The 20,263-nt window shown below is 59.3% G+C and carries 19 protein-coding genes; 12 read left to right on the top strand and 7 right to left on the bottom strand.

Going from position 1 to position 20,263, the window contains the following annotated elements; translation table 11 throughout:
- The first annotated feature begins 12 nt into the window (after window positions 1-12).
- Genes LQK84_RS08775 through LQK84_RS08765 form a run of 3 tightly spaced genes read left to right on the top strand, consistent with a single transcriptional unit; the run spans window position 13 to window position 2,742 of the window.
- Window positions 13-885, top strand: a complete 873-nt coding sequence (locus LQK84_RS08775) for an ABC transporter permease (RefSeq protein WP_230828330.1) — start codon at window positions 13-15, stop codon at window positions 883-885.
- On the top strand, window positions 882-1,670 hold the full coding sequence (locus LQK84_RS08770) for an ABC transporter permease (RefSeq protein WP_230828329.1): 789 nt from the start codon (window positions 882-884) through the stop codon (window positions 1,668-1,670). The genes LQK84_RS08775 and LQK84_RS08770 overlap by 4 nt, the downstream gene beginning before the upstream one ends.
- A gap of 7 nt (window positions 1,671-1,677) precedes the next feature.
- Entirely contained in the window at window positions 1,678-2,742 is a 1,065-nt protein-coding gene (locus tag LQK84_RS08765) for an ABC transporter ATP-binding protein (RefSeq protein ID WP_230828328.1), read from the top strand.
- A 53-nt stretch (window positions 2,743-2,795) separates the two neighbouring features.
- Here the strand turns inward: LQK84_RS08765 and LQK84_RS08760 are convergent, their stop codons facing one another.
- Both LQK84_RS08760 and LQK84_RS08755 read right to left on the bottom strand, forming a co-directional pair.
- Window positions 2,796-3,686, bottom strand: coding sequence for a mechanosensitive ion channel family protein (locus LQK84_RS08760; protein ID WP_230828327.1), 891 nt, complete (start codon window positions 3,684-3,686; stop codon window positions 2,796-2,798).
- Between the two features lie 89 nt (window positions 3,687-3,775).
- Window positions 3,776-5,548, bottom strand: coding sequence for a chloride channel protein (locus LQK84_RS08755; RefSeq protein WP_230828326.1), 1,773 nt, complete (start codon window positions 5,546-5,548; stop codon window positions 3,776-3,778).
- 238 nt (window positions 5,549-5,786) lie between these two features.
- Here LQK84_RS08755 and LQK84_RS08750 point away from each other — a divergent pair, with 238 nt between their 5' ends.
- Genes LQK84_RS08750 through LQK84_RS08735 form a run of 4 tightly spaced genes read left to right on the top strand, consistent with a single transcriptional unit; the run spans window position 5,787 to window position 9,583 of the window.
- A complete protein-coding gene (locus tag LQK84_RS08750; protein WP_230828325.1) occupies window positions 5,787-6,818 on the top strand; it encodes a sulfate ABC transporter substrate-binding protein in 1,032 nt (343 codons plus the stop codon).
- Window positions 6,819-6,821: 3 nt separating this feature from the next.
- On the top strand, window positions 6,822-7,679 hold the full coding sequence (gene cysT, locus LQK84_RS08745; protein ID WP_230828324.1) for a sulfate ABC transporter permease subunit CysT: 858 nt from the start codon (window positions 6,822-6,824) through the stop codon (window positions 7,677-7,679).
- Window positions 7,672-8,541, top strand: coding sequence for a sulfate ABC transporter permease subunit CysW (cysW, locus tag LQK84_RS08740; protein ID WP_230828323.1), 870 nt, complete (start codon window positions 7,672-7,674; stop codon window positions 8,539-8,541). Before cysT ends, cysW begins: the two co-directional genes overlap by 8 nt.
- Before the next feature lie 10 nt (window positions 8,542-8,551).
- Window positions 8,552-9,583, top strand: coding sequence for a sulfate/molybdate ABC transporter ATP-binding protein (locus tag LQK84_RS08735; RefSeq protein WP_230828322.1), 1,032 nt, complete (start codon window positions 8,552-8,554; stop codon window positions 9,581-9,583).
- A 69-nt stretch (window positions 9,584-9,652) separates the two neighbouring features.
- Here the strand turns inward: LQK84_RS08735 and LQK84_RS08730 are convergent, their stop codons facing one another.
- Window positions 9,653-10,111, bottom strand: coding sequence for an RrF2 family transcriptional regulator (locus tag LQK84_RS08730; protein WP_230828321.1), 459 nt, complete (start codon window positions 10,109-10,111; stop codon window positions 9,653-9,655).
- Window positions 10,112-10,454: 343 nt separating this feature from the next.
- Here LQK84_RS08730 and LQK84_RS08725 point away from each other — a divergent pair, with 343 nt between their 5' ends.
- Together LQK84_RS08725 and LQK84_RS08720 are read left to right on the top strand one after the other, a co-directional pair.
- The gene (locus LQK84_RS08725; RefSeq protein WP_442966932.1) at window positions 10,455-12,674 is read left to right on the top strand and encodes a caspase family protein; all 2,220 of its coding nucleotides are present in this window, start codon (window positions 10,455-10,457) and stop codon (window positions 12,672-12,674) included.
- A 303-nt stretch (window positions 12,675-12,977) separates the two neighbouring features.
- Entirely contained in the window at window positions 12,978-13,805 is an 828-nt protein-coding gene (locus LQK84_RS08720) for a HEAT repeat domain-containing protein (RefSeq protein WP_230828320.1), read from the top strand.
- A gap of 111 nt (window positions 13,806-13,916) precedes the next feature.
- Here the strand turns inward: LQK84_RS08720 and LQK84_RS08715 are convergent, their stop codons facing one another.
- The 3 genes from LQK84_RS08715 to LQK84_RS08705 all read right to left on the bottom strand — a co-directional run bounded on the left by LQK84_RS08715 (window position 13,917) and on the right by LQK84_RS08705 (window position 16,067).
- Window positions 13,917-14,600 carry a DUF4852 domain-containing protein gene (locus LQK84_RS08715; RefSeq protein ID WP_230828319.1) on the bottom strand — a complete coding sequence of 228 codons (684 nt, stop codon included), beginning with the start codon at window positions 14,598-14,600 and terminating at the stop codon, window positions 13,917-13,919.
- A 51-nt stretch (window positions 14,601-14,651) separates the two neighbouring features.
- Window positions 14,652-15,179, bottom strand: coding sequence for a hypothetical protein (locus LQK84_RS08710; RefSeq protein WP_230828318.1), 528 nt, complete (start codon window positions 15,177-15,179; stop codon window positions 14,652-14,654).
- 159 nt (window positions 15,180-15,338) lie between these two features.
- Window positions 15,339-16,067, bottom strand: a complete 729-nt coding sequence (locus LQK84_RS08705) for a helix-turn-helix transcriptional regulator (RefSeq protein ID WP_230828317.1) — start codon at window positions 16,065-16,067, stop codon at window positions 15,339-15,341.
- Window positions 16,068-16,410: 343 nt separating this feature from the next.
- Between LQK84_RS08705 and LQK84_RS08700 the strand changes: the two genes are divergently transcribed.
- The 3 genes from LQK84_RS08700 (at window position 16,411) to LQK84_RS08690 (ending at window position 19,005) form a co-directional block, all read left to right on the top strand.
- Window positions 16,411-17,274 carry a hypothetical protein gene (locus LQK84_RS08700; protein WP_230828316.1) on the top strand — a complete coding sequence of 288 codons (864 nt, stop codon included), beginning with the start codon at window positions 16,411-16,413 and terminating at the stop codon, window positions 17,272-17,274.
- A gap of 17 nt (window positions 17,275-17,291) precedes the next feature.
- Window positions 17,292-17,741, top strand: a complete 450-nt coding sequence (locus tag LQK84_RS08695) for a hypothetical protein (protein ID WP_230828315.1) — start codon at window positions 17,292-17,294, stop codon at window positions 17,739-17,741.
- A 184-nt stretch (window positions 17,742-17,925) separates the two neighbouring features.
- Complete coding sequence (locus tag LQK84_RS08690) at window positions 17,926-19,005, top strand: flagellin N-terminal helical domain-containing protein (RefSeq protein WP_269071911.1); 1,080 nt, start codon at window positions 17,926-17,928, stop codon at window positions 19,003-19,005.
- A gap of 37 nt (window positions 19,006-19,042) precedes the next feature.
- Here LQK84_RS08690 and LQK84_RS08685 read toward each other — a convergent pair whose 3' ends face one another.
- The gene (locus LQK84_RS08685; RefSeq protein ID WP_230828313.1) at window positions 19,043-20,104 is read right to left on the bottom strand and encodes a plasmid recombination protein; all 1,062 of its coding nucleotides are present in this window, start codon (window positions 20,102-20,104) and stop codon (window positions 19,043-19,045) included.
- Between the last annotated feature and the right edge of the window lie 159 nt (window positions 20,105-20,263).

Below are 20,263 nucleotides of genomic sequence, written 5' to 3'. Positions count from 1 at the left end.
ACCGGGGACCGCATGGCAGCAACGCAACCTCTCCTGAACAGGCGATTGATCACCGATTGGCTGGGCATTGCGCCTTTTGCCATCTTCGCGGTCATGTTCCTGATCGCGCCGACCGTCTATCTGGTAAGCGGCGCCTTCGTGGATCCGAACGGCAATCTCACACTGCAAAATCTGATCGACCTGTTCCAGCCGAACATTCTTGCTGCCTACGTCATCTCCATCAAGATTTCTGCCGCCTCGGCCATTGGCGGCGCAATCATCGGCTTTGCGCTTGCCGCTGCCATCTCGCTCGGCGGCCTGCCCTCCTGGGTGCGCTCGGCCGTTCTGACCTTCTGCGGCGTCGCCTCCAACTTCGCCGGCGTGCCGCTCGCCTTCGCCTTTCTGGCGACGCTCGGACGCCTCGGCCTGCTGACGATCGTCCTGCGCGACGTCTTTGGCTTCAATCTCTACGGCGCCGGCTTCAACCTCCTGAGCTTCCTCGGGCTGACGCTGACCTACATGTATTTCCAGATCCCGCTGATGGTGCTGATCATCACGCCGGCGCTCGACGGCCTGAAGCGCGAATGGTCGGAAGCGGCCAGCGTGCTTGGTGCCACCAGCTGGCAATATTGGCGCATGGTGGTCATCCCGATCCTCTGGCCGAGCGTCTTCGGCACGCTGCTGCTGCTCTTCGCCAATGCCTTCGGCGCAGTTGCGACCGCCGTGGCACTGACCGGCTCGTCGCTGAACATCGTGCCGATCGTGCTCTTCGCGCAGATCCGCGGTGACGTGCTGCACAATCCGAACCTCGGCTATGCGGTGGCCTTCGGCATGGTGGTCATCACCGGCATTTCCAACTTCATCTACATCTGGCTGCGCATGCGCGCCGAAAGGTGGCAGAAATGACGGCCAAAAAATTCTGGTCCTGGCTCGCCGTCTTCGTCGCCGCCTTCTATTTCATCGTCCCGCTGCTGGCGACGCTGGAATTTTCCATGCGCATGCGGCGCGGCACCTATTCCTTCGACGCCTATCGCTCGGTCTTTGCCGATGACCGGTTCGCCTCGACCTTCAGCTATTCGGTCGTCATGGCGTTGATCACGATCGTCGTGGGTGCGCTTCTCATCGTTCCGACAGCCTATTGGGTGCGGCTGCGCATGCCGTATCTCCGCCCCGTCGTCGAATTCGTGACGCTGCTGCCGCTCGTTGTTCCGGCCATCGTCATCATCTTCGGCTACTTGCGCCTCTACAATTCCTCGTCCTGGCTGCCGCTGACCAACACGGATATGGGCGCGAATGCGCTGCTGGTCTTCGGCTTCATGACGATGTCCCTGCCCTACATGTACCGGGCCGTCGATACCGCCATGCGCACGATCGACGTCGCCGTGCTGACCGAGGCCGCAGAAAGCCTCGGCGCCAGCTGGCCGACCATTCTCTTCCGCTGCATCTTCCCGAACGTGCTGACGGGCGTGCTTTCCGGCGCCTTCATCACCTTTGCGATCGCGGTCGGCGAGTTCACCATGCCGTCCCTTCTCAACCGTCCGGCCTTCGGTCCCTATCTCGCCCTCATCGGCGCGAACAAGGCCTATGAGCCGCCGGCGCTCGCCATGATCGCCTTTGCCATGACCTGGGTTTCGATCATTCTCATCAATATCACCACCCGCCTGCAAAAGGGCGCCGCTGGCGCGCGTTGAGGTCCATATGTCCTATCTCGAACTCTCCCACGTCCAGAAGTCCTTCGGCATCGTCAAGGTGGTCCACGATTTCAACATGTCGATCAACGAAGGCGAATTCGTCTCGTTCCTCGGGCCATCGGGCTGCGGCAAGACGACCGTGCTGCGCATGATCGCTGGCTTCGAAAGCGTAACCGGCGGCACGATCACCATTGGCGGCGTCAACCAGAATGGCCTGAAGCCCAACAAGCGCAATATCGGCATGGTCTTCCAGGCCTATGCCCTCTTCCCCAACATGACGGTGGCCGAAAACGTCGCCTTCGGCCTCAAGGTCGCCGGCACCTCCAAGGCCGAGATCGAAGACCGCGTGAAGGAAATGCTCGATCTGATCAGTCTGGGCCACCTCGCCGACCGCTATCCCTACCAGATGTCGGGCGGCCAGCAGCAGCGCGTCGCGCTCGCCCGCGCGCTTGCCAACAAGCCGAAGGTGCTGCTGCTCGACGAGCCGCTTTCCGCACTCGACGCCAAGATCCGCGTGTCGCTGCGCGAGGAAATACGCCTCATCCAGCGCAAGCTCGGCATCACGACGATCTTCGTGACGCATGACCAGGAAGAAGCGCTCTCGATCTCGGACCGTATCGTGGTCATGAATGCCGGCATCGCCGACCAGATCGGCACGCCGTCGGACATCTACAATCGCCCGGCAACCCGCTTCGTCGCCGGCTTCGTCGGCACGCTCAACATCCTGGAAGCCAAGGTGGAGAACCGCGAGGCCGCGACTGTCCGCGTCGCGGGCCGCAGCATCAACATTCCGCCGGCCAATCTGAATGGCGCAGGCGACGGCGCGGCGATTACCGTGGCGCTTCGTCCGGAGGCGCTGTCGCTGTCCAAGACGCCTTCAAGCGATGTCGCCCTCGACGGCCGCGTGACGAGCGTCAACTTCCTCGGCTCCGTCATCCGCACCCGCATGGATGTCGAAGGTCAGCAGGTCTCGTTTGACATGTTCAACAATCCGGGCCTTCAGCCTCCGCAGATCGGCGAAATCGCAACGGCGCATTTCAAGGCGTCCGATGTTCTGGTGATTCCGAACTGAGGCAGGCTCAAGGGGCGGCAGCCGCGGGGCTGCCACCCCAAGACCATTGGCTCTCAGCTCTTTTGCGGCTCGACGCCCTTTGGATGCTCGCCCGGCGCATTCGCGTGGTGCGCTGCTTCCGCCGCAAGCGGCGCGACCGGAAGCGTGACGCCAGCGGTTGAGAGCGTGGGCTTCACCTTCCTGACGACATCGCGGCTGGTCGCCCAGTAATCCCCCGCCGTCGTCCAGTATCGAAGCGTCACCATGACCGCGCCATCCGTCAGCTCGGCCACGAAGGTTTCCGGTGCCGGGGCCTTCAAGACACGCGTGTCATCGGCAACCAGCGACGTCAGGGCTGCGCTGACGGTATCGATGTTCTCCTCATAGCCAACCTTGACGTTGAGATCGAAGCGCCGCGTCGGCAGCCGGCTGAAATTGGTGATCGGCACATTCCAGAGCAGCGAATTGGGCGTCATGCGATAAAGCCCGTCGGCCGTTTCCAGCTCAGTGGTGAAGATCCCGATGAAACGCACCGTGCCCGAGATCGCGCTCGTCTCGATCGCATCCCCCACCCTGAACGGCCTCAGAACAAGAAGCATGATGCCGGCCGCGATGTTCTGCAATGTCCCCTGCAGCGCCAGACCGATGGCCAGACCGACGGCACCCAGTGCGGCCACGATCGAGGCCGTCTGCACGCCGAACTGGCCGAGCACCATGACGATGACGATCGCCATCAGCGCATAGCGCAGGAAGTTGGAGACGAAGCCGGCAACCGTCGCATCGAGCCCGCGCACTCGCGACAGCGCCGCCTGGCTCCAGCGACCCAGAAGATGCGTCACCAGCCAGCCGAAGAACAGAATGACCAGGGCGCCGACCACCGAGAAGGCATATTGCACCACCAGTGCCTCGATCTGCGCATAGCCAAGCTTGGTGTAATCGATCACATCGGTCAGTCCGTCTTTCATGCGCTCACGTCTCGTCCGTTGTTTCTGGTTCTATCAAAAGCCCAAAACGACGCGATGACGCAATGGGTTCCCCACGAGAATGACCGCCCTCACCCCTCGCCGGTCAGATCCCGCCGCGCCTTGTCCAGCTCTTCGGCATAGCGGCGCAGCAGATGCTGCTCGGTCAGAAGACCCATGACCTTCTTGTTCGAAAGACTGTCAACCACCGCCAGTTCTTCGGCATAGGCAATCTGGAAGGTCTGGGCGGCCTCGCGCGCATTCATGAAGGGCATCAGCATCGTGTCGCGGTTGCGCGCAAGATCGGCCACTGTCGTCTTGCCCGACTGATCGATTTCCGGCGCATAGGCATCCGCCACGATCACCATGCCGGCATAGCCGCCATCGCCGTCGACAGCGATCACGCGTTGCGTCGCGCCGAGCGGAAATTGCGCGCGGAAATCCGCCAGCGAAAGACCAACGGAAGCCGTCTTGACGTCCGGGCGCATCATGCGGCCGACAGTCAGGTTGCGCATCCAGCCGACATCGTGCGCGCTGCGGATCGTCTCCCCGCGCAAGTGAAGACGCCATGTCGAGAACGAATAGCCGAAGGTCTCGCGCACCACGACCGCAGAGACGATGGAGGCGACCAGCACGGCCCCGGTGATCCCCAGATCGCGCGTCGTCTCCAGTACAAGGAAAGACATCGTCAGCGGCCCACCAACGACGCCCACCGCCAGCGACGCCATACCGACCAGCGAGGCATAAAGCGGCGAAAAACCGTGGATGAGCCCAAGCTCGCCCAACGCCAGCGCCACCGATTTGCCGAGGATCGCCCCGAGATAGAGCGAGGCGAAGAACAGACCGCCACGAAAGCCGGAGCCAAGCGAGACCGCCGAGGCCAGCAGCTTCAGCGCGAAGAGCACGGCGAGGAACTGCCAGGTGGCTGGACCGACAAGATCGAGATGCAGCGCGCCATGCCCCGATGACATCACATGCGGCGAAATCAGGCCCAGAAGTCCGACGATTCCCCCGCCGACGATCGGCCGCAGCCAGACCGGGCAACGCGACAGGCGAAAGAGGTTTTCAGTGGCCGTGACAAGCTGCATGACGGTCACGGCGGCAAGCGCCCCGAGAATGCCGAGAAACAGATAGGGCGCGAGTGCTGCCGCGCTCATCGCCTGCGTCAGGCCGATTTCGATGGGGTTCTGTTCCGCCCCCAGCCAGCTGGCCGTCAGGCTTGCGGCGAGCGATGCCGTCATGACCGGCGCGACGGCGGCCACCGTATAGGTGCCGATGATCAGCTCGAACCCGTAAAACGCCCCTGTCAGCGGCGCGCCGAAAGCCGCAGAGATTGCCCCGGCGGCGGCGCAGCCAACCAGCGTGCGCGTTTCCGCGCGGCGCAGCCCCAGCCGTCCGGCCACATGCGACACGAGACCGGAACTCGCCTGCGTATAGCCGGCCTCCAGCCCCACCGACGCCCCATAGCTGCTCGACACCATGGTCTGCAGCGAGACCATGAGACTTTCACGCACCGACATGCGCCCGCCATGCAGCGCATTGGCTTCGATGGGGTCGACGGGCGGACGCGTGAACAGCCGGCGCGACAGCGCCGCCAACACCGCCATGATCACGCCGCCGGCGACGGGTACGAGCGCGAACCAGGGCGAGACAAGACTGTCTTGCCCACTCAGACGCTCATTCAAAGGAATCTGGAAAAGGATGCTGTGGGCGTGGTTGGTGATCCAGCTCATCGCGGTCACCACCGCGCCGGCAAAGACGCCGGCAAGCGCTGCAAGCCCCAGAAGCCAGATCTCGCGAAACCGGACAAGCTTGTCCCGGAGGTTCAAAACATAGCGGGATGCTGTCTGAGAGGGCACTGACACCGGAGGCTCCTCGGCATGCGTCTTGCTGCGCGTCCCCTATAAACGCCCTCTCCGGAGGTGGCAACGGCAGAAAGAATATTCCCCACGAAGCACAAGATCACACAGGCTTCGTTCCAACAATCACGCGCTTGCCAGAACAAGCGCATCGTCGGCAGATGCCCAAAGGAATGAGTTTTGCGTTCGCACAATTCCAAATTGACTATGTCTATTTCTTTTATAGACTTTAACCATCAACTCAATGGAGGTACGAATGGTTCTCAGATCTTTCAAAGCCGGACTAGTTGCCCTTTCGCTTGTGCTTGCCGCAGGCCCGTCGCTTCCGGCCTTTGCTGGACAGGAAATCCTCAACGTCTCCTATGACCCGACGCGCGAGCTCTACAAGCAATATAACGCGCTCTTCGCCAAGCACTGGAAGGAAACCGGCGGCGAGGCCATCAAGATCAACCAGTCGCATGGCGGTTCGGGCAAGCAGGCCCGCTCGGTGATTGACGGCCTGGAAGCCGATGTCGTGACGCTGGCGCTCGAAGCCGATATCGATGCGATCGCCGAAAAGACCAAGAAGATCCCCGCCGACTGGAAGACGCTTCTGCCGTCCAACAGCTCGCCCTACACCTCCACGATCGTCTTCCTCGTCCGCAAGGGCAATCCGAAGGGCATCAAGGACTGGAACGACCTGATCAAGGACGACGTCCAGGTCATCACCCCGAACCCTAAGACGTCGGGCGGCGCACGCTGGAACTTCCTGGCCGCCTGGGCATGGGCCAAGAAGACCTATGGCGGCGATGACGCCAAGATCCGCGATTACATCACCAAGCTCTTCCAGCATGTTCCGGTTCTCGACACCGGCGCCCGTGGCGCCACCCAGACGTTTGCCGAACGCGGTCTCGGCGACGTGCTAATCGCCTGGGAAAACGAAGCCTATCTGGCGCTTGACGAACTCGGCGCCGGCAATTTCGACATAATCTCGCCCTCCGTCTCCGTGAAAGCAGAACCTCCGGTCGCCCTCGTGAAGGGAAATAGCGACGCGCACGGCACGACGAAGGTTGCCCAGGCCTATCTCGAATATCTATACTCGCCGGAAGCCCAGAAGCTGATCGCCAAGAACTACTATCGTCCGAACGACCCGTCGAAGGCAGACCCGGCTGATATTGCCCGCTTCGCAAAGATCGACCTCGCGACGATTGAAGACTTCGGCGGCTGGAAGAAGGCACAACCCGAGTTCTTCGGCGATGGCGGCATCTTCGATCAGCTCTACAAGCCTGCGAAGTGATCCATGGCAGCAACGCAATCCTCCCAAGGATGGCAGTGGAAACACCCGAGCGTCATTCCAGGATTTGGAATGGCGCTCGGGCTTTCCCTGACCATGCTCACCCTCATCGTGCTCATCCCGCTCGCAGCGCTCGCGCTTCGGGCGGCTGCACTTGGACCCACCGGCCTCTATGAACTGGTCTTCGATCCGCGCGTCTTCGCGGCCTTGAAAATCAGCTTCCTGACCGCACTGGCCGCTGCCATCGCAAACGCGATCTTCGGCACGCTCACCGCCTGGGTGCTGGTGCGCTATGATTTCTTTGGCCGGCGCATTTTCGATGCGCTGATCGACCTGCCCTTTGCCATGCCGACGGCTGTCGCCGGCATTGCGCTCACAACGGTCTATTCGCCCAAGGGCCTGATCGGCGAATGGTTGACGCCGCTTGGCATCAAGGTGGCCTATACGCCGCTCGGCATCATCGTGGCGCTGATTGCGGTCGGCTTCCCCTTTGTCGTGCGCACGGTGCAGCCGGTGCTGGAGGAAATCAGCCGCGAGACGGAAGAGGTCTCGGCCACGCTCGGCGCAAACCGTCTCCAGACGATCTTCTTCGTCGTCCTGCCACCGCTGATCCCGGCGATCCTCACGGGCTTCGCCCTGGCGCTCGCGCGCGGCGTCGGCGAATATGGCTCGGTCATCTTCATTGCCGGCAACCTGCCGTTCAAATCGGAGATCGCCCCCCTCCTCATCGTCATCAAGCTGGAAGAGTTCAACTATGCGGGCGCAACGGCCATTGCCGCCGTCATGCTGGCGATCTCCTTCCTGATGCTTTTCCTGATCAACGGCATCCAGAGCTGGAGCCAGAAGAGGTTCGGTCATGGCTGATCAGCAAACCGCACCCCATCGCGGCCGCAACGCCGTCAGCGAACCGACCTTCGTCCGTTGGCTTCTGATCCTCATCTGTGCCCTTTTCCTTGCGCTGTTCCTCGTCGTCCCGCTTGGCACGGTCGTGGGGCGCGTGATCATGGCCGGCTGGGGCAGCTTCGCCGAAACGCTTTCCGAAAGCGACACGCAATCGGCCATCCGCCTGACGCTTGCCGTCGCAGCGCTTGCCGTGCCCTTCAACCTCATCTTCGGCATCGCCGCCGCCTGGGCGATCGCCAAGTTCGAGTTCAAGGGCAAGACCTTTCTGACGACGCTCATCGACCTGCCCTTCTCGGTCTCTCCGGTCATTTCCGGTCTGGTCTATGTCCTGCTCTTTGGAGCCGATACATGGCTCGGGCCGCAATTGAAGGCCATGGGCTTCCCCATCATCTTCGCCTTTCCGGGCATTTTCCTCGCCACCGTCTTCGTGACCTTCCCCTTCATCGCGCGCGAACTGATCCCGCTGATGCAGGCGCAGGGCACGGCAGACGAGGAAGCCGCGATCTCGCTCGGGGCTTCCGGCTGGCAGACCTTCTTCAGGGTGACGCTGCCCAACATCAAATGGGCGCTGCTCTACGGCGTATTGCTCTGCAATGCCCGCGCCATGGGCGAGTTCGGCGCCGTCTCGGTCGTGTCCGGGCATGTTCGCGGCAAGACCGAAACCATGCCGCTGCATATCGAGGCGCTCTACAACGACTATGCGACCGATGGCGCCTTCGCCGTCGCCTCGCTGCTCGCAGCTCTTGCCCTCGTCACGCTTATCCTGCGCACGCTGCTCGAAATGAAGTTCGGTGCGGAAGTCGGCAACGGCCAGCATAAATAGGAATACATTCATGGATATCCGCATCGACAAAATCCGCAAGGAATTCGGCGACTTCCCGGCCCTGCACGATGTTTCGCTGAACATCCGCTCCGGCGAACTGATCGCGCTGCTTGGCCCCTCCGGCTCCGGCAAGACGACTCTATTACGCCTCGTCGCCGGCCTGGAATATCCGAGCCAGGGCCGCATCCTCTTCGGCGAGGAAGATGCCTCGTGGAAGAGCGTGCAGGAGCGCAATGTCGGCTTCGTGTTCCAGCACTATGCGCTCTTCAAGCACATGACCGTCTTCGACAACGTCGCCTTTGGGCTCCGCGTGCGCGGCTCCAAGGACCGTCCGCCGAAGGCCGAGATCCGCCGCCGCGTCGAGGAGCTGATCGACATGGTGCAGCTTTCCGGCATGGAAAACCGCTATCCGGGCCAGCTCTCCGGCGGCCAGCGTCAGCGCGTGGCGCTCGCCCGCGCCATGGCGATCGAGCCGCGCGTGCTGCTGCTCGACGAGCCCTTCGGCGCGCTCGACGCCAAGGTCCGCAAGGACCTGCGCAAATGGCTGCGCGAGTTCCACGACCGCACCGGCCACACCACCCTTTTCGTCACCCATGACCAGGAAGAAGCCCTCGAACTCGCAGACCGCGTCGTCGTCATGAGCCAGGGCAAGATCGAACAGGTGGGCTCGGCCGACGATATCTACGATCGCCCGCAATCCGACTTCGTCTTCTCCTTCGTCGGCGACAGCGCGAAGCTTCCAGTGACGGCCACCAATGGCGAGGTGCTGTTCAAGGGCGCCCAGACAGGGCTGCGCACCTCGGCCGCAAATGGCGAGAAGCACATCTTCTTCCGTCCGCGCGATATCGTCTTGCAGGAAGACGGCCCGGCCTTCGAGGGACGGATCCTGTCCATGCGGCGCCTTGCCGGCGCACGCATTGCCGAAATCGATGCGGGTCTTGGCGAAGGTGCGGAACGCGTCGAGATCGAACTGCCGCTCGGCGTCCCTGCAGAACAGGGCAACGTCATCCGCTTCCTGCCGCATCGCTACGCGATCTTCTGAAATCAGGTCAGGAAACAGCTCCGGGGCGGCTCTCAGCAGAGGATCGCCCCGGACAATCCGGCGACAGCGTCAGGACGCGTCGAGCAGATGTTCGAAGCCGGAGCCTTCGCGTTCGACCATCTCGCGCATGTCGGACAGGGATTTGTTGTCGAGCACCGAGGCGATCGCCTCGCGTACTTCCAGCATCGTCAGGCGGACGGGACACACCGTCTCGTCCACGCAATCCTGACAGCGATGATAGGCCGTGCGGCTGGCGCAGGCAATTGGCGCGAGTGGTCCGTCGAGCACGCGCAGCGCCTGGCCGACCATGATCTCGTCCGCCGGGCGCGACAGGCAGTAACCGCCCGAACGTCCCTTCTTGGCATAGACGAAGCCGCCATTGCGCAAGTCGGCGAGGATCGCGTCGAGAAACTTCTTCGACATGCCATGCGCGGTCGCAATCTCGCTCGACTGCACCACTTCGCCCGCCGGCAGGCCCGCCAGATGGAACAGGGCCTTCAGCCCATACTTACCCTTCATCGACAACATTGCCGCAGTTTTCCCGTCATGCGCATGTGAATGGCGGCCCGGATGCAGGACTCAACACCAGTCTGCCTCGCCATCGATTTGTGGGATTTCAAAGACTTAATGCGGATTTGTCTACGGACCTGATTAAATTTATCTCTACGCCACGAATCATAAATGTCAACACCGACGTGAGCGCGCATCAGTTGCGGCGAAATGGACGTTGTCGCAGCACCATCACAAAAAAGCTCAAGTCGCATCCGAGAGGTGAGCGCAAGGGACAAACAGAACCGCGCGGCGCCATCATCGATGCTGTCGCGCGGTGATGCCATGCAATGACAACAAGGCAATTGCGCGAGCCCTCATCATGTCCCTTCGCTTCCCTGACTTGCAAGCCCTTTCCAGAAAGGCCGTCAGCCTGGTCCTGACCGCCACGCTGATGCTGGCGGCCCTCGCCGCCGGCAATCCGGCAGCAGCCCAGACCGCGCCCGAAAAGCGGCTCGCCTTCGTGGTCGGCAATGCCGCCTACAAGACGGGCGCACTGGCCACACCCGCCAATGACGCCGGCCTGATTGCCCAGACCCTTCAGGCCGCCGGCTTTGATGTCGTCGGCGCCCGCGATCTCGACCAGAATGGCCTGCATGATGCCATGCGCGACTTCATCACCAAGGTGAATGCGGCTGGCCCCAATGCGGTCGCCTTCGTCTATCTCGCGGGCTATGGCCTGCAATATCAGGGCGACAACTATTTCGCGCCGGTCGACGCACAGATTGCCAATGCCGCCGACGTTCCCGTCGAGACCCTGCGGCTTTCCGATTTCACCAAGGCGCTTGCCGCCATCAACAATCGCGGCAGCATCGTCGTGCTGGATGGTGCGCGCACCAACCCCTTCGTAGCCAACGGCGAACCGCTCGCCGGCGGCCTTGCCCTCGTCGATCCCGACGCCAGCCAGCTGATCGCCTTCAACGCCACGCCCGGCACCATCGCTCCGCCGGAAAACGGCGCCTACGGCGCCTATGCCCATGCGCTCGCCGAAACCATCCGCACGGGCGGACTTTCACTCGCCGACGTCTTCGACCGCACGCGCCTGCGCGTCGGCGAACTGACGAAGGGCGCCGAAGTATCCTGGGATGCCGACACGTTCAAAGGGCCGTTCAACTTCTTCACGCGCGCGCCAGGCGCCCCGGCGGCGGACACGCCGACCTATGACGCGGCCAATATCCGCAGCAAGCCGATCCGCGATTTCGATGAGCGCGATGCCTATTTCGCCGCCCTCTACCGCGACACGATCGCCGGCTACGAAGACTTCCTCGCCGCCTATCCGGATGATGCAATGGCAAGGCGCGTGCGCGCCATCGTCGCCTCGCGTCGCGAGGCCATCACCTGGCGCGAGACCTGGGTCGCCGACACCCCGCAGGCCTACTGGTCCTATCTGAGACGCTATCCGCACGGCCCCCACATGTGGGACGCCCGCCGCCGGCTTGCGCATCTCGAAGCAGCCCTCGAACCGCCGCCGGCCTTCACCGTCTTCGCCTATGACGTGCCACCCCCGCCGCCTACGGAAATCGTCTTTGTCGAGCGCCGCGTGCTCTATTTCGACGACGCCGATTTCGGCTATGCGCCGCCGCCTCCGGTCGTGTTCCTGGCCCCGCCGCAGCGCGAATTCATCTCGCTCGCCCCGCCACCGCCGCCCGTCGGGCTCTATGTGCTGCCGGCGCCGGCCTATGTCCCGGTCCCGGCCTGGGTGGAGGCACCGGCCTATGTCGAGCCGCCGCATAACAACGTCATCTTCAACAACATCCACAATACGGTGGTGAACAACACGGTGATCAACGAGCCCGCGGCCACCCCGCCGGCTCCGGCCGCAGGCGCGGCACCGCAAGGCGTCCCGCTCGGCCAGAAACTGGCAGGTGCGGCACTCGCCGCCGGCGCCGGCGCCGCCGCCCTGCATGTCGCGCTGCCCCCCTCGCTGCAGCGGAAGGTGCTGAATGTGCAGAACACCACCCCCGGTGCTGTGACGCAGGGAAATCCGGCAAGCCTGCTGGACAACAAGGCCGCGGCGCCGACGCTTGCCACCAAGCAGCCCCTGACCGGCGCGAAGCAGCCGGCAACGCCTGCCCTGCCAAACGCCGAGACGAACGCCCACGCCCTGCCCGGCGCCAACGGCAAACCGCTGCCCGTCATCGCCAACATGCCGCCCCTCAAAGGCGAGGCACCAATGCAGCCGCCCAAGGCAATGTCCAATCAAAAGGCCTCGGCCAGCAAGGCGATGCAAACCACCGAGCCAGCCAAGCCGAGCCAGCCAAAACCGCAGGCTGATCTCCGCCCACAGGCAGAGCCCCGCCCGCAGCCTCAGGCAGCCGCGCCCAGACATCAACCCCAACCCCAGGCCCTCCAGCCCCGCCCCGAACAACACGCCTTCGCCGCCCCGAAAGCGATGCAGCCAAAACCCATGGCACAGCCGAAGATGGTGGCCCCGAAGGCGCCAAAGCCCGCCCATGTCTCGGCACCCAAGCCACCCAAGATGCCCAAAATGCCAAAGCCCCCGAAAATGAAAAAGTGCCACGGCAAGGGCGGCTGCCACTAAGCAACCCAAATCGCAATCGGAGGGCTCTCTTGCCAACGCAAGGGAGCCTTTTCGGTTTCAGACTTCGGAATTTGAAGTTTGGAAGATGGATAGTGGTGGGCCCGGAGGTAGGGCAAGTCACCAGTCGCACTCGCGATTGATCTAAGATAATTCAGTCACTTACAGCGTATTTGGATACGTAATTGAGCCAATCCGGGTGTACATTCTCCGATGAGAATGTCAACACTCGCCCCGCAGTTCGCAGGACTGCGATTTGTTCCTTGCATCGCCGCCGCCGATCATCCTGTCAAAAGGAGATCGCCCATGCAACCGCCACTGACACCTGAAGAGATCGCAAGAATTAGAGCGGCCAAGCGCCGCCGTAAAGAACGCCGGGAACGCACCGACGAGGCTCTGCGACAGCAGCAAGACGATATACTTCGTCGTATCGCCGACGCGCGGGCGCGCAAGAAAAGGTTCCTGCTTTGGCTGCTGATGGCGATGCTGATGACACAGATGATTGCGAATTTGTTACTGCCCCGTCATTCCGGCTATCGAACAAAACCAGCGCCGAAACCGCCACGCCGCCGCAAGAAAGAAAAGAAGAAAGAGGCCAAAGCGAAGCGCGACTGGCAGCCCACCCCTGAGAACGACTTTGCGCCCCGACCGGGTTCCGATGACTATTGCGACGGCTACAGCCGCGCCGAGTGGGATCAAATGGCGAAAGCGCGAGGATGGAGGCAGCACAGAACGGAAGCGATACAGAACGAATGGACCACCGACCCACAGCGCAGCCTGTTTCCTGCACGCTACCAGGACTGGGACCACCGGCCGTCGCTTTTCGAATTGGCGAGAGAGTTTTCTGATCCGTACCAAAGGAGCGTTGCGTTTGACGCACTGAAGATTGTTGCGACGCCCGAAGTCAAAGACTGGCTTGAAGAAGCGTACGCACTGGACCCAGGAGAGATCAGGCGCGCGTTCTCCTTCAAGAGCAGCGAGATTGCGGAGAATTTCAAAGCGTCTGCCCTGCGATGGCAGGAACAGAAACGCAAGGACCATGAGGAAGCTATGCGATGCGAGCTGAAAGCCGCTAAGGCAAAAACGCCTCCCGATGACGAGGACACCGGACCGGGCACCCCTTCGGCGAAGTAACGATCTTCTGAGCCTTCACGCGAACGATTAGGTTGGGTCGGAGGAAAAAGAAGAGATGATCGCTTGCAGGCTCTGCCGCAAGCGATCATCTGATAATGATGCGCAGAGCAATTAGTTGGCGGCAGCAGTCTGCTGCTGGCCGAGCGTCGCGATCACATTTCGGCCCTGGTTATCCAGTAGTTGCACCTGATCGATCTGAGCCACCAGCTCGCCGCGCGTTTTGACGGCGGTCATATGAATCTTGATCCGTGCGAAGATGTCGCGGTTGACATAACCGCCAGAAGATTTGCGCGATGAAAGAAATTGCTTCGCCGCCGCCTTCTCCATCGGAATGCCGTCGATTGTTTCCGGATTTGCGAACGAAACCTTGATGCTGTTGAGCAGGCTTGAGCAGCACTGGGTCACGCTGAAATACAGGCCTTCAGAGAAGGGATGAAAATCGAATTGCTGTTTTTCGAAATTGTACTCGCCGAATTGGAAGCGCGTCTGGATCGTGAAGGTTTCGTCGGCGCGGGCGGATGAGATAACATCCTTCAGCATCGCCAGCGACTCTTTGCGCTTCGTATCCATTTCGAATTCGTCGTCCTTGTATTTCGACCAGACCTCTGGACGGTAGGTTTGCATGTAACCATCGACGATATCTTCCGGCATCATGGTCTTGTCGAGCTTGAGATAGACGGGAAGGATCGAATTGTAGGTGAAGTCGGCAGCGAAGGACGCAACCGGTATCGCCGAAGCGGCGAAAAGAGCAGACGCGCCGATTAACGAGCGGAGGGGACGAAGAAGTGCTTTCATGTTTGAAATCCGTTTCCGAGTTTTGAAGCATTGAAAGAGGACAGGAATTGCTCAGCGCTGCTTGAATGCGTCACGTACATTCCACAGGGTCAGCAGGATCATGGCGGCAAAAGTGAACGCGCCGATAGACGGTGAAAGAATGCCGCTAAACAGGATATCATGGAGGCCGAACTGTCCTCCAAAAGCTGCAAGACTGCGGTAACCGTCCACCAGCGAGAGAAGTCCCCACAGCAGAAACAGAACATTGACGCAGGCGGCCCCCATGTCGATGACGCGGATCAGCGGACGCATTTGCTGAACAAAGGGCGCAGCAAGGGCAGCTGCGGCCACGGCCGGGAGAAGATAAGCCACGCCGCCAGCTAGCAGCGGCAAAGATATGCCCTGGCTATAGAAACCGCGCACGGTCACGAGGGGAAACATCACCGTCATCAACGACAACATGAAAAGCGCTGCGCGCAATTTGAAATCGGGCGCAACTGCCGACAGATGCGACGGGTCCAGGGCTGGCGTTGCAGCTAGGGACGGCGACCGCTGTTCATCGTTATGATCTTTCGAGGCAGGTGGAAAAGCGTCAGTCATTTAGGTATTCCTCGCTGTTTGTTGCAGAACGAGGAAAGCGCTCAAGAATTAACCGACTTAACTTTGAGAAACGGTATTTTTACCCGAAATATATTCCAAACCCATACGCAAAAGGAATAGAGTGAAGCTTTCGTTAAGGGAAAGAACCCAAAAGCCCGCCTAATGCTGTGAAGGATCAAAACGCTCCCCGCTGCAGGCTCTCGTTTCGCCCTTGGGGGAATCCGAGGGAAAGTCGATGCGGGAATGAAATCCAGTCGTCACAAGATACGCAATCAGCTGCGGTAGCGTCTTGGAGCCGCTCTGTTGTTTCATTCGCTCTATTCTGTGCTCGACAGTTCTATGTGAAAGCTTGACTTCGCGCGATATTTCTTTTGCGGAACAACCATCCATAATCAAGAGAGCTATATCACGGTCTACACTGTCCATTCTGAAATCACTACCCGGCTCACGGGACATAAAGCGCCCCTCAGAGCATGTGATCAGCCAGTTAGGCTTCGAGGCGGATTTTTGCGGGAGAACGATTCTATCGTAGACAACTCGAAACCCAACCAGTGTGGTATTGACCGTTTCAAATTTCGGTTGCTTCATGCGCAGCGCAGCGTCATAGGTCGGCAACACTGCGGACTTCAGAAAATCCTGATCGGGAATATCCCCGAGCCTGCCATGTTTGAAAATGCCGCTCCAATCGAAGAGCCAGCGCAAAGCAGTAAACGACCGGATGGGTTCCAACACCCAATCCTCCGGTAGCTCAGCGTTTGTATGCACGATGCAAAGGTTGGAGCGGAGAGAGAGCTTTGAAAGGACGCCCTCGTAAACGTCCTGGGGAGTTGGATCGTCATGCTTCAGCCAATTGTCGAGCAACTTTTGGCCAATCGTATTCACGAACATTCGCTGCCTTCCCTATCGCCATTCTCTGTTATCAAACGCACGCGTTTGCTCTACACAAATCTGTAGGACGAAATCGCCAATACCTCCCACTTCGAAAGGAGGTAAAAATACCCTCGATAGGGCGTACGGTACAATGCACGCGCCCTAAAAGTTGTCGCCCTAATTGCCAGTAGTCAAATACAATTTCCGCTATACATTTCTTGCCCGCTGAATGTCGAATTGCGAATCTAATATGCCAATTCCTCCATTCCAAATATCTCGTTAGGTAATAATACCCGGCTCGCACACCCTCTAAATTAAAGGTTAATGCCAAAAATAACCGTGATTAAACGGGGATAAGCCTTTGCGTACAAAACTTTCCTTTCGAGCCCTGAAACTTGCAGCGGCGGTCCTTTCGGTTCATGCGCTCTCCGACATTCCCGCCGCGATGGCGGAACCGGGCCTGACCTCGACCTATTCCGACATCAGCAAATGCCGCAACGTGGACGAAGGCGAGGACGAGTTTGTTCTCGAATGCAAGGGACCCGGCGGGGCGAGCGCCCTGCTGCAATATGTTGAAGGTCGTGTCGGGCTGCTTTTCAAACCCGCGATGAATGGTCGCCGGATCGAGGCGGACGACTTGTTCGAACTCAAGCCGAACGCCGGAAAGCCGTTTCCTGGGAAGCTCGAATGGCGCATTGCGCCTGGGTCAATTGCGCCCTGTGCTGCGATTATCCGCGTACCCACCAAAGAAGGTGAGCCACTACTCGTCTTCAATCTTTCCACAGGGGTTCTTGAAAGCCAGGCAGCAAACAACAAGACAGCTCGCGTGATCGCAGACGGTATTTGCGCGAATGGAAAACGGTCGGGACAAAAAGACAGGTCTCCGAGAACCCAAACGAGCGACTTGGCTATAGCGGACGCGATTTCCAAGGCAAGCGAGGAATTCGAAACAGCATTCCGGGAAACCGGCATTTGGGGCGTCTCTGAGCTTGTGCAAAATTGCTACGCCGAAGCATCGTCTGCTTCGGATGTTGCGAGATGCGCTCAACTCGATTTTCTCGGAAACGTGAATAACAAGATTTTTGCAGATAGGTACGGGATGCCCCGTTACCCCTATTTCCGGGGTCATAATCCACAAAACAGAATGGCAGCAGCTATCCTCCGTCTCAATGTGTCGGATGAGCAGGCGCGTGCCCTTCAGAAGATATTCGAAGAATCCATCTGACCCGCAGGAGGCAAGAGATGAAAACGATCCAAGGGCGCGTGACAGAAATAAGCCCCTATACATTGATGCAACGAGGATCAACTGTGATCGAAGAGGTGCGCATAGAGGGCCAGAACGGAACCACATATGCCATCCGGAAGGTGGCTATCGACGCGCGCCTGGCGAACGCGCTGCGCCCCGGAAATCAGGGCACTTTCCACATTTGCAAGATATTTCTCGGGAACAACTTCCTAGTCGCAGCCGAATTCGACGGCAGAGCGGAATTCACCGCCGTAACTCCATACTCTTTGTTCATTTACGGGATATTCTTCATATTAGTCGGAATACCGACAATTCTGCTATTTGGGATGGGGATTCTCCTGATCCTTTTGGGGATTTCCTACATCCACGGAGGTCTGCAGATCATGCAAACGACCAGTAGGCTCCGCAGTACCGGTGTCAATATTCGAAAATTCGAAATGGTGTGATCCGCGCGAAGCCGATAACTCGGCATGTTCTCCAATCACATGGGGCGTCGGTGGCATTCATGACCGCCGACGCCGATACGCCAACAGGCACCGGAGGGTATTTTCCCCCTCTCGCAACATCCACAACATTAACCTAGTTTTTACAAATTGATCCTGCCCCCTGAAACGCTCTTAGCCCGTGCAAATGACGTCCATTGTTACAAACACAAGTGCGATGGCCGCCCTTCAGACGCTGAGATCGACATTCTCGGATCAGGATAAGGTTCAGCAGCAAATGTCGAGCGGGTTGCGTGTTTCTAACGCTTCCGACAATGCGGCTTACTGGTCTATTGCGACAACGATGCGTTCAGAGAAGCTGGCAATGTCCGCCGCATCGGATTCCATAGGTTTAAGCAAATCGATCCTTGACGTCACCTACAACGGCCTCGAAGAGGTTCGATCTGAGATGACAAAAATACGCGACCTGGCTATTTCTGCTTCCAACGCACCACCTCCTGCATACGGCCAGTATGCTTTGGTGGGCGGCAATCTGATCGATCAAGCTTATGAAGCATCGTCCGTTGGCAAGATTGACGCGGAGATGCGTCAGCATTGGGCTCAGATCATGTCTACGGTTAAAAGCTCCTCATTCGCTGGGGTCAATCTCCTAACAAACACGACTGGTCCAGCTGACCTGAAAAATGGGTCGCTCGATCTTGTGACCGGCTATGCTGATGGGCATATTATTACCAGCAATGTATCATTGCTTGATACAGTCGTTGTCAACTACAAACGTACGTCGGACGCGATATACAGTCCATTCACTGGCGCTCGCGGCACAGAAATGGGCTATTCAGATGGCGTGCTTGTTTTCGCGGTAGGATATCAACCTATTACATATTACAAATCAGCTTCGAATTCTGTTGAACCTGCTATACCTGACTATCTTCTTCTTTATGGCGAGCAAAATATTGCGCACAACAATCCTCAGAACCGGAGTGATTGGTATGAAAGCATGGTTAATGACCTCGATGCGCGTCTCTCAGCCTTAACAAACGGCATGGCTAATGTCGGTGCACTGCAGAAATCAGTCGACATGGCCGACGACTTCAATGTGAAGCTTCAGGACACGCTCGCAAAAGGTATCGGAAGGCTTGTCGATGCGGATATGAATGAAGTATCTGCTAAGGCAAAAGCTTTGGAAACCAAACAGCAGCTGTCGATACAAACCTTAAACATTGCCAATCAATCGCCCAATACAATTCTGACCTTATTCAAATCGTAAATCTTCAGTCGCTGATGACCTCAATGTCGCAGCGCACTCATGTGCGCTTCTCGTCCTCCTCCTTCCGCAAATTCGGCTTCAAATCCAATCGTGGCGACCTGTCCACTGCCATGGTTGATGCAAAACTATCGGATTTCGCCAGCAGTGCTCTCAGCCTGTCTCGCTCGATACCAGCTCTCATAGCTTCGTCGCGGGCTTGACGTTCGCGACGTTCGGCTTCGTATAGCTTGCTTTCGGCTTCGATGCGCTTTTCATCCGCATTACGTGCTCGATCTTTCCAGTGCTGGATTTCCTTTTCAAATTCAGCCCTGAGTTTTTTGATCAGCTCGGATTCTTTGATTTTGTCCCACATCGCGCGGGCTCTCCCGGCCAGCCCGGAATATTGGGCGGCATCGGCCATAATCATGGTTGCTTCAAGCTTTTCCTGTCGCGCTTTCTCTTGATCACGATGTGCGGCGGCGGCAGCCTGTTTGGCGGCTTCCTGTTCTTCTTGAGCGGCGGCAGCGATGGCGGCAGCCTCAGCTTTCGTCTTCTCGATGTAGTTTTTGCCTTGATCCTTGACCGCTTGAGCGCGCTCGATGGTCTTCTGAAGGGCTTTTGCTTGCGCCTGTTCCCGCTGCCATTCATCGCGCGTCAAGCGGCGGCGTTGCGGACCGAGGCGGGTCAGTCCAGAAGGGATTGCGACCATCTCGTGGTACGAATCTTGCCACTCTCGCATCGCGGCGCGATACGCAAGATCGCCTCGCTTGTTCAGCGCCTTTGTGTCCTCTCCTTCGGCGGGACCGGCAGCCATGATTGCGGCTTTCGCGCACTGACCTGGATGCAGCGCAGTAGCGCGCATGGCCGGATCGTCCGGCAGGACATAGGCGTGTATATGGTAATGCGATTCGTCTTCATGCCGAACCACGGAGACAAGCCTGTCTCGATACTGTTGACGTAGCCATCCTATGGTCCGCCTCTCCCATTCCGCAACCTCACGCTTCTTTCCCGTATCGGTCCTCACCTCCTCCATCGTCGCCGGATGTGACGCGACGACGGTCATGAGCGTGTGCTGTGTCTTCTGAATGCGCCGGGGCTTTCCGCCCTTCGGCGTTGTCATGGCAGCATCGGCGGCGGCGGCATGCAACCGTTCCACTGACCTGCCACTGAGAATTTCCTCCAAAATTGATTAGAGTTCGGCCCATTGAGGACGGACTTATGAAGAAGCAGAGATTTACAGAAGAGCAGATTATTGGGGTGCTGCGCGAGCAGGAGGCTG

It is taken from the genome of Rhizobium sp. C4 (assembly GCF_021026315.1).
In the GTDB taxonomy this organism is placed as follows: domain Bacteria; phylum Pseudomonadota; class Alphaproteobacteria; order Rhizobiales; family Rhizobiaceae; genus Ensifer_A.
The sequence above is the reverse complement of the archived record's forward strand: the minus strand, read 5'-3'. Positions and strand labels throughout refer to the sequence as shown.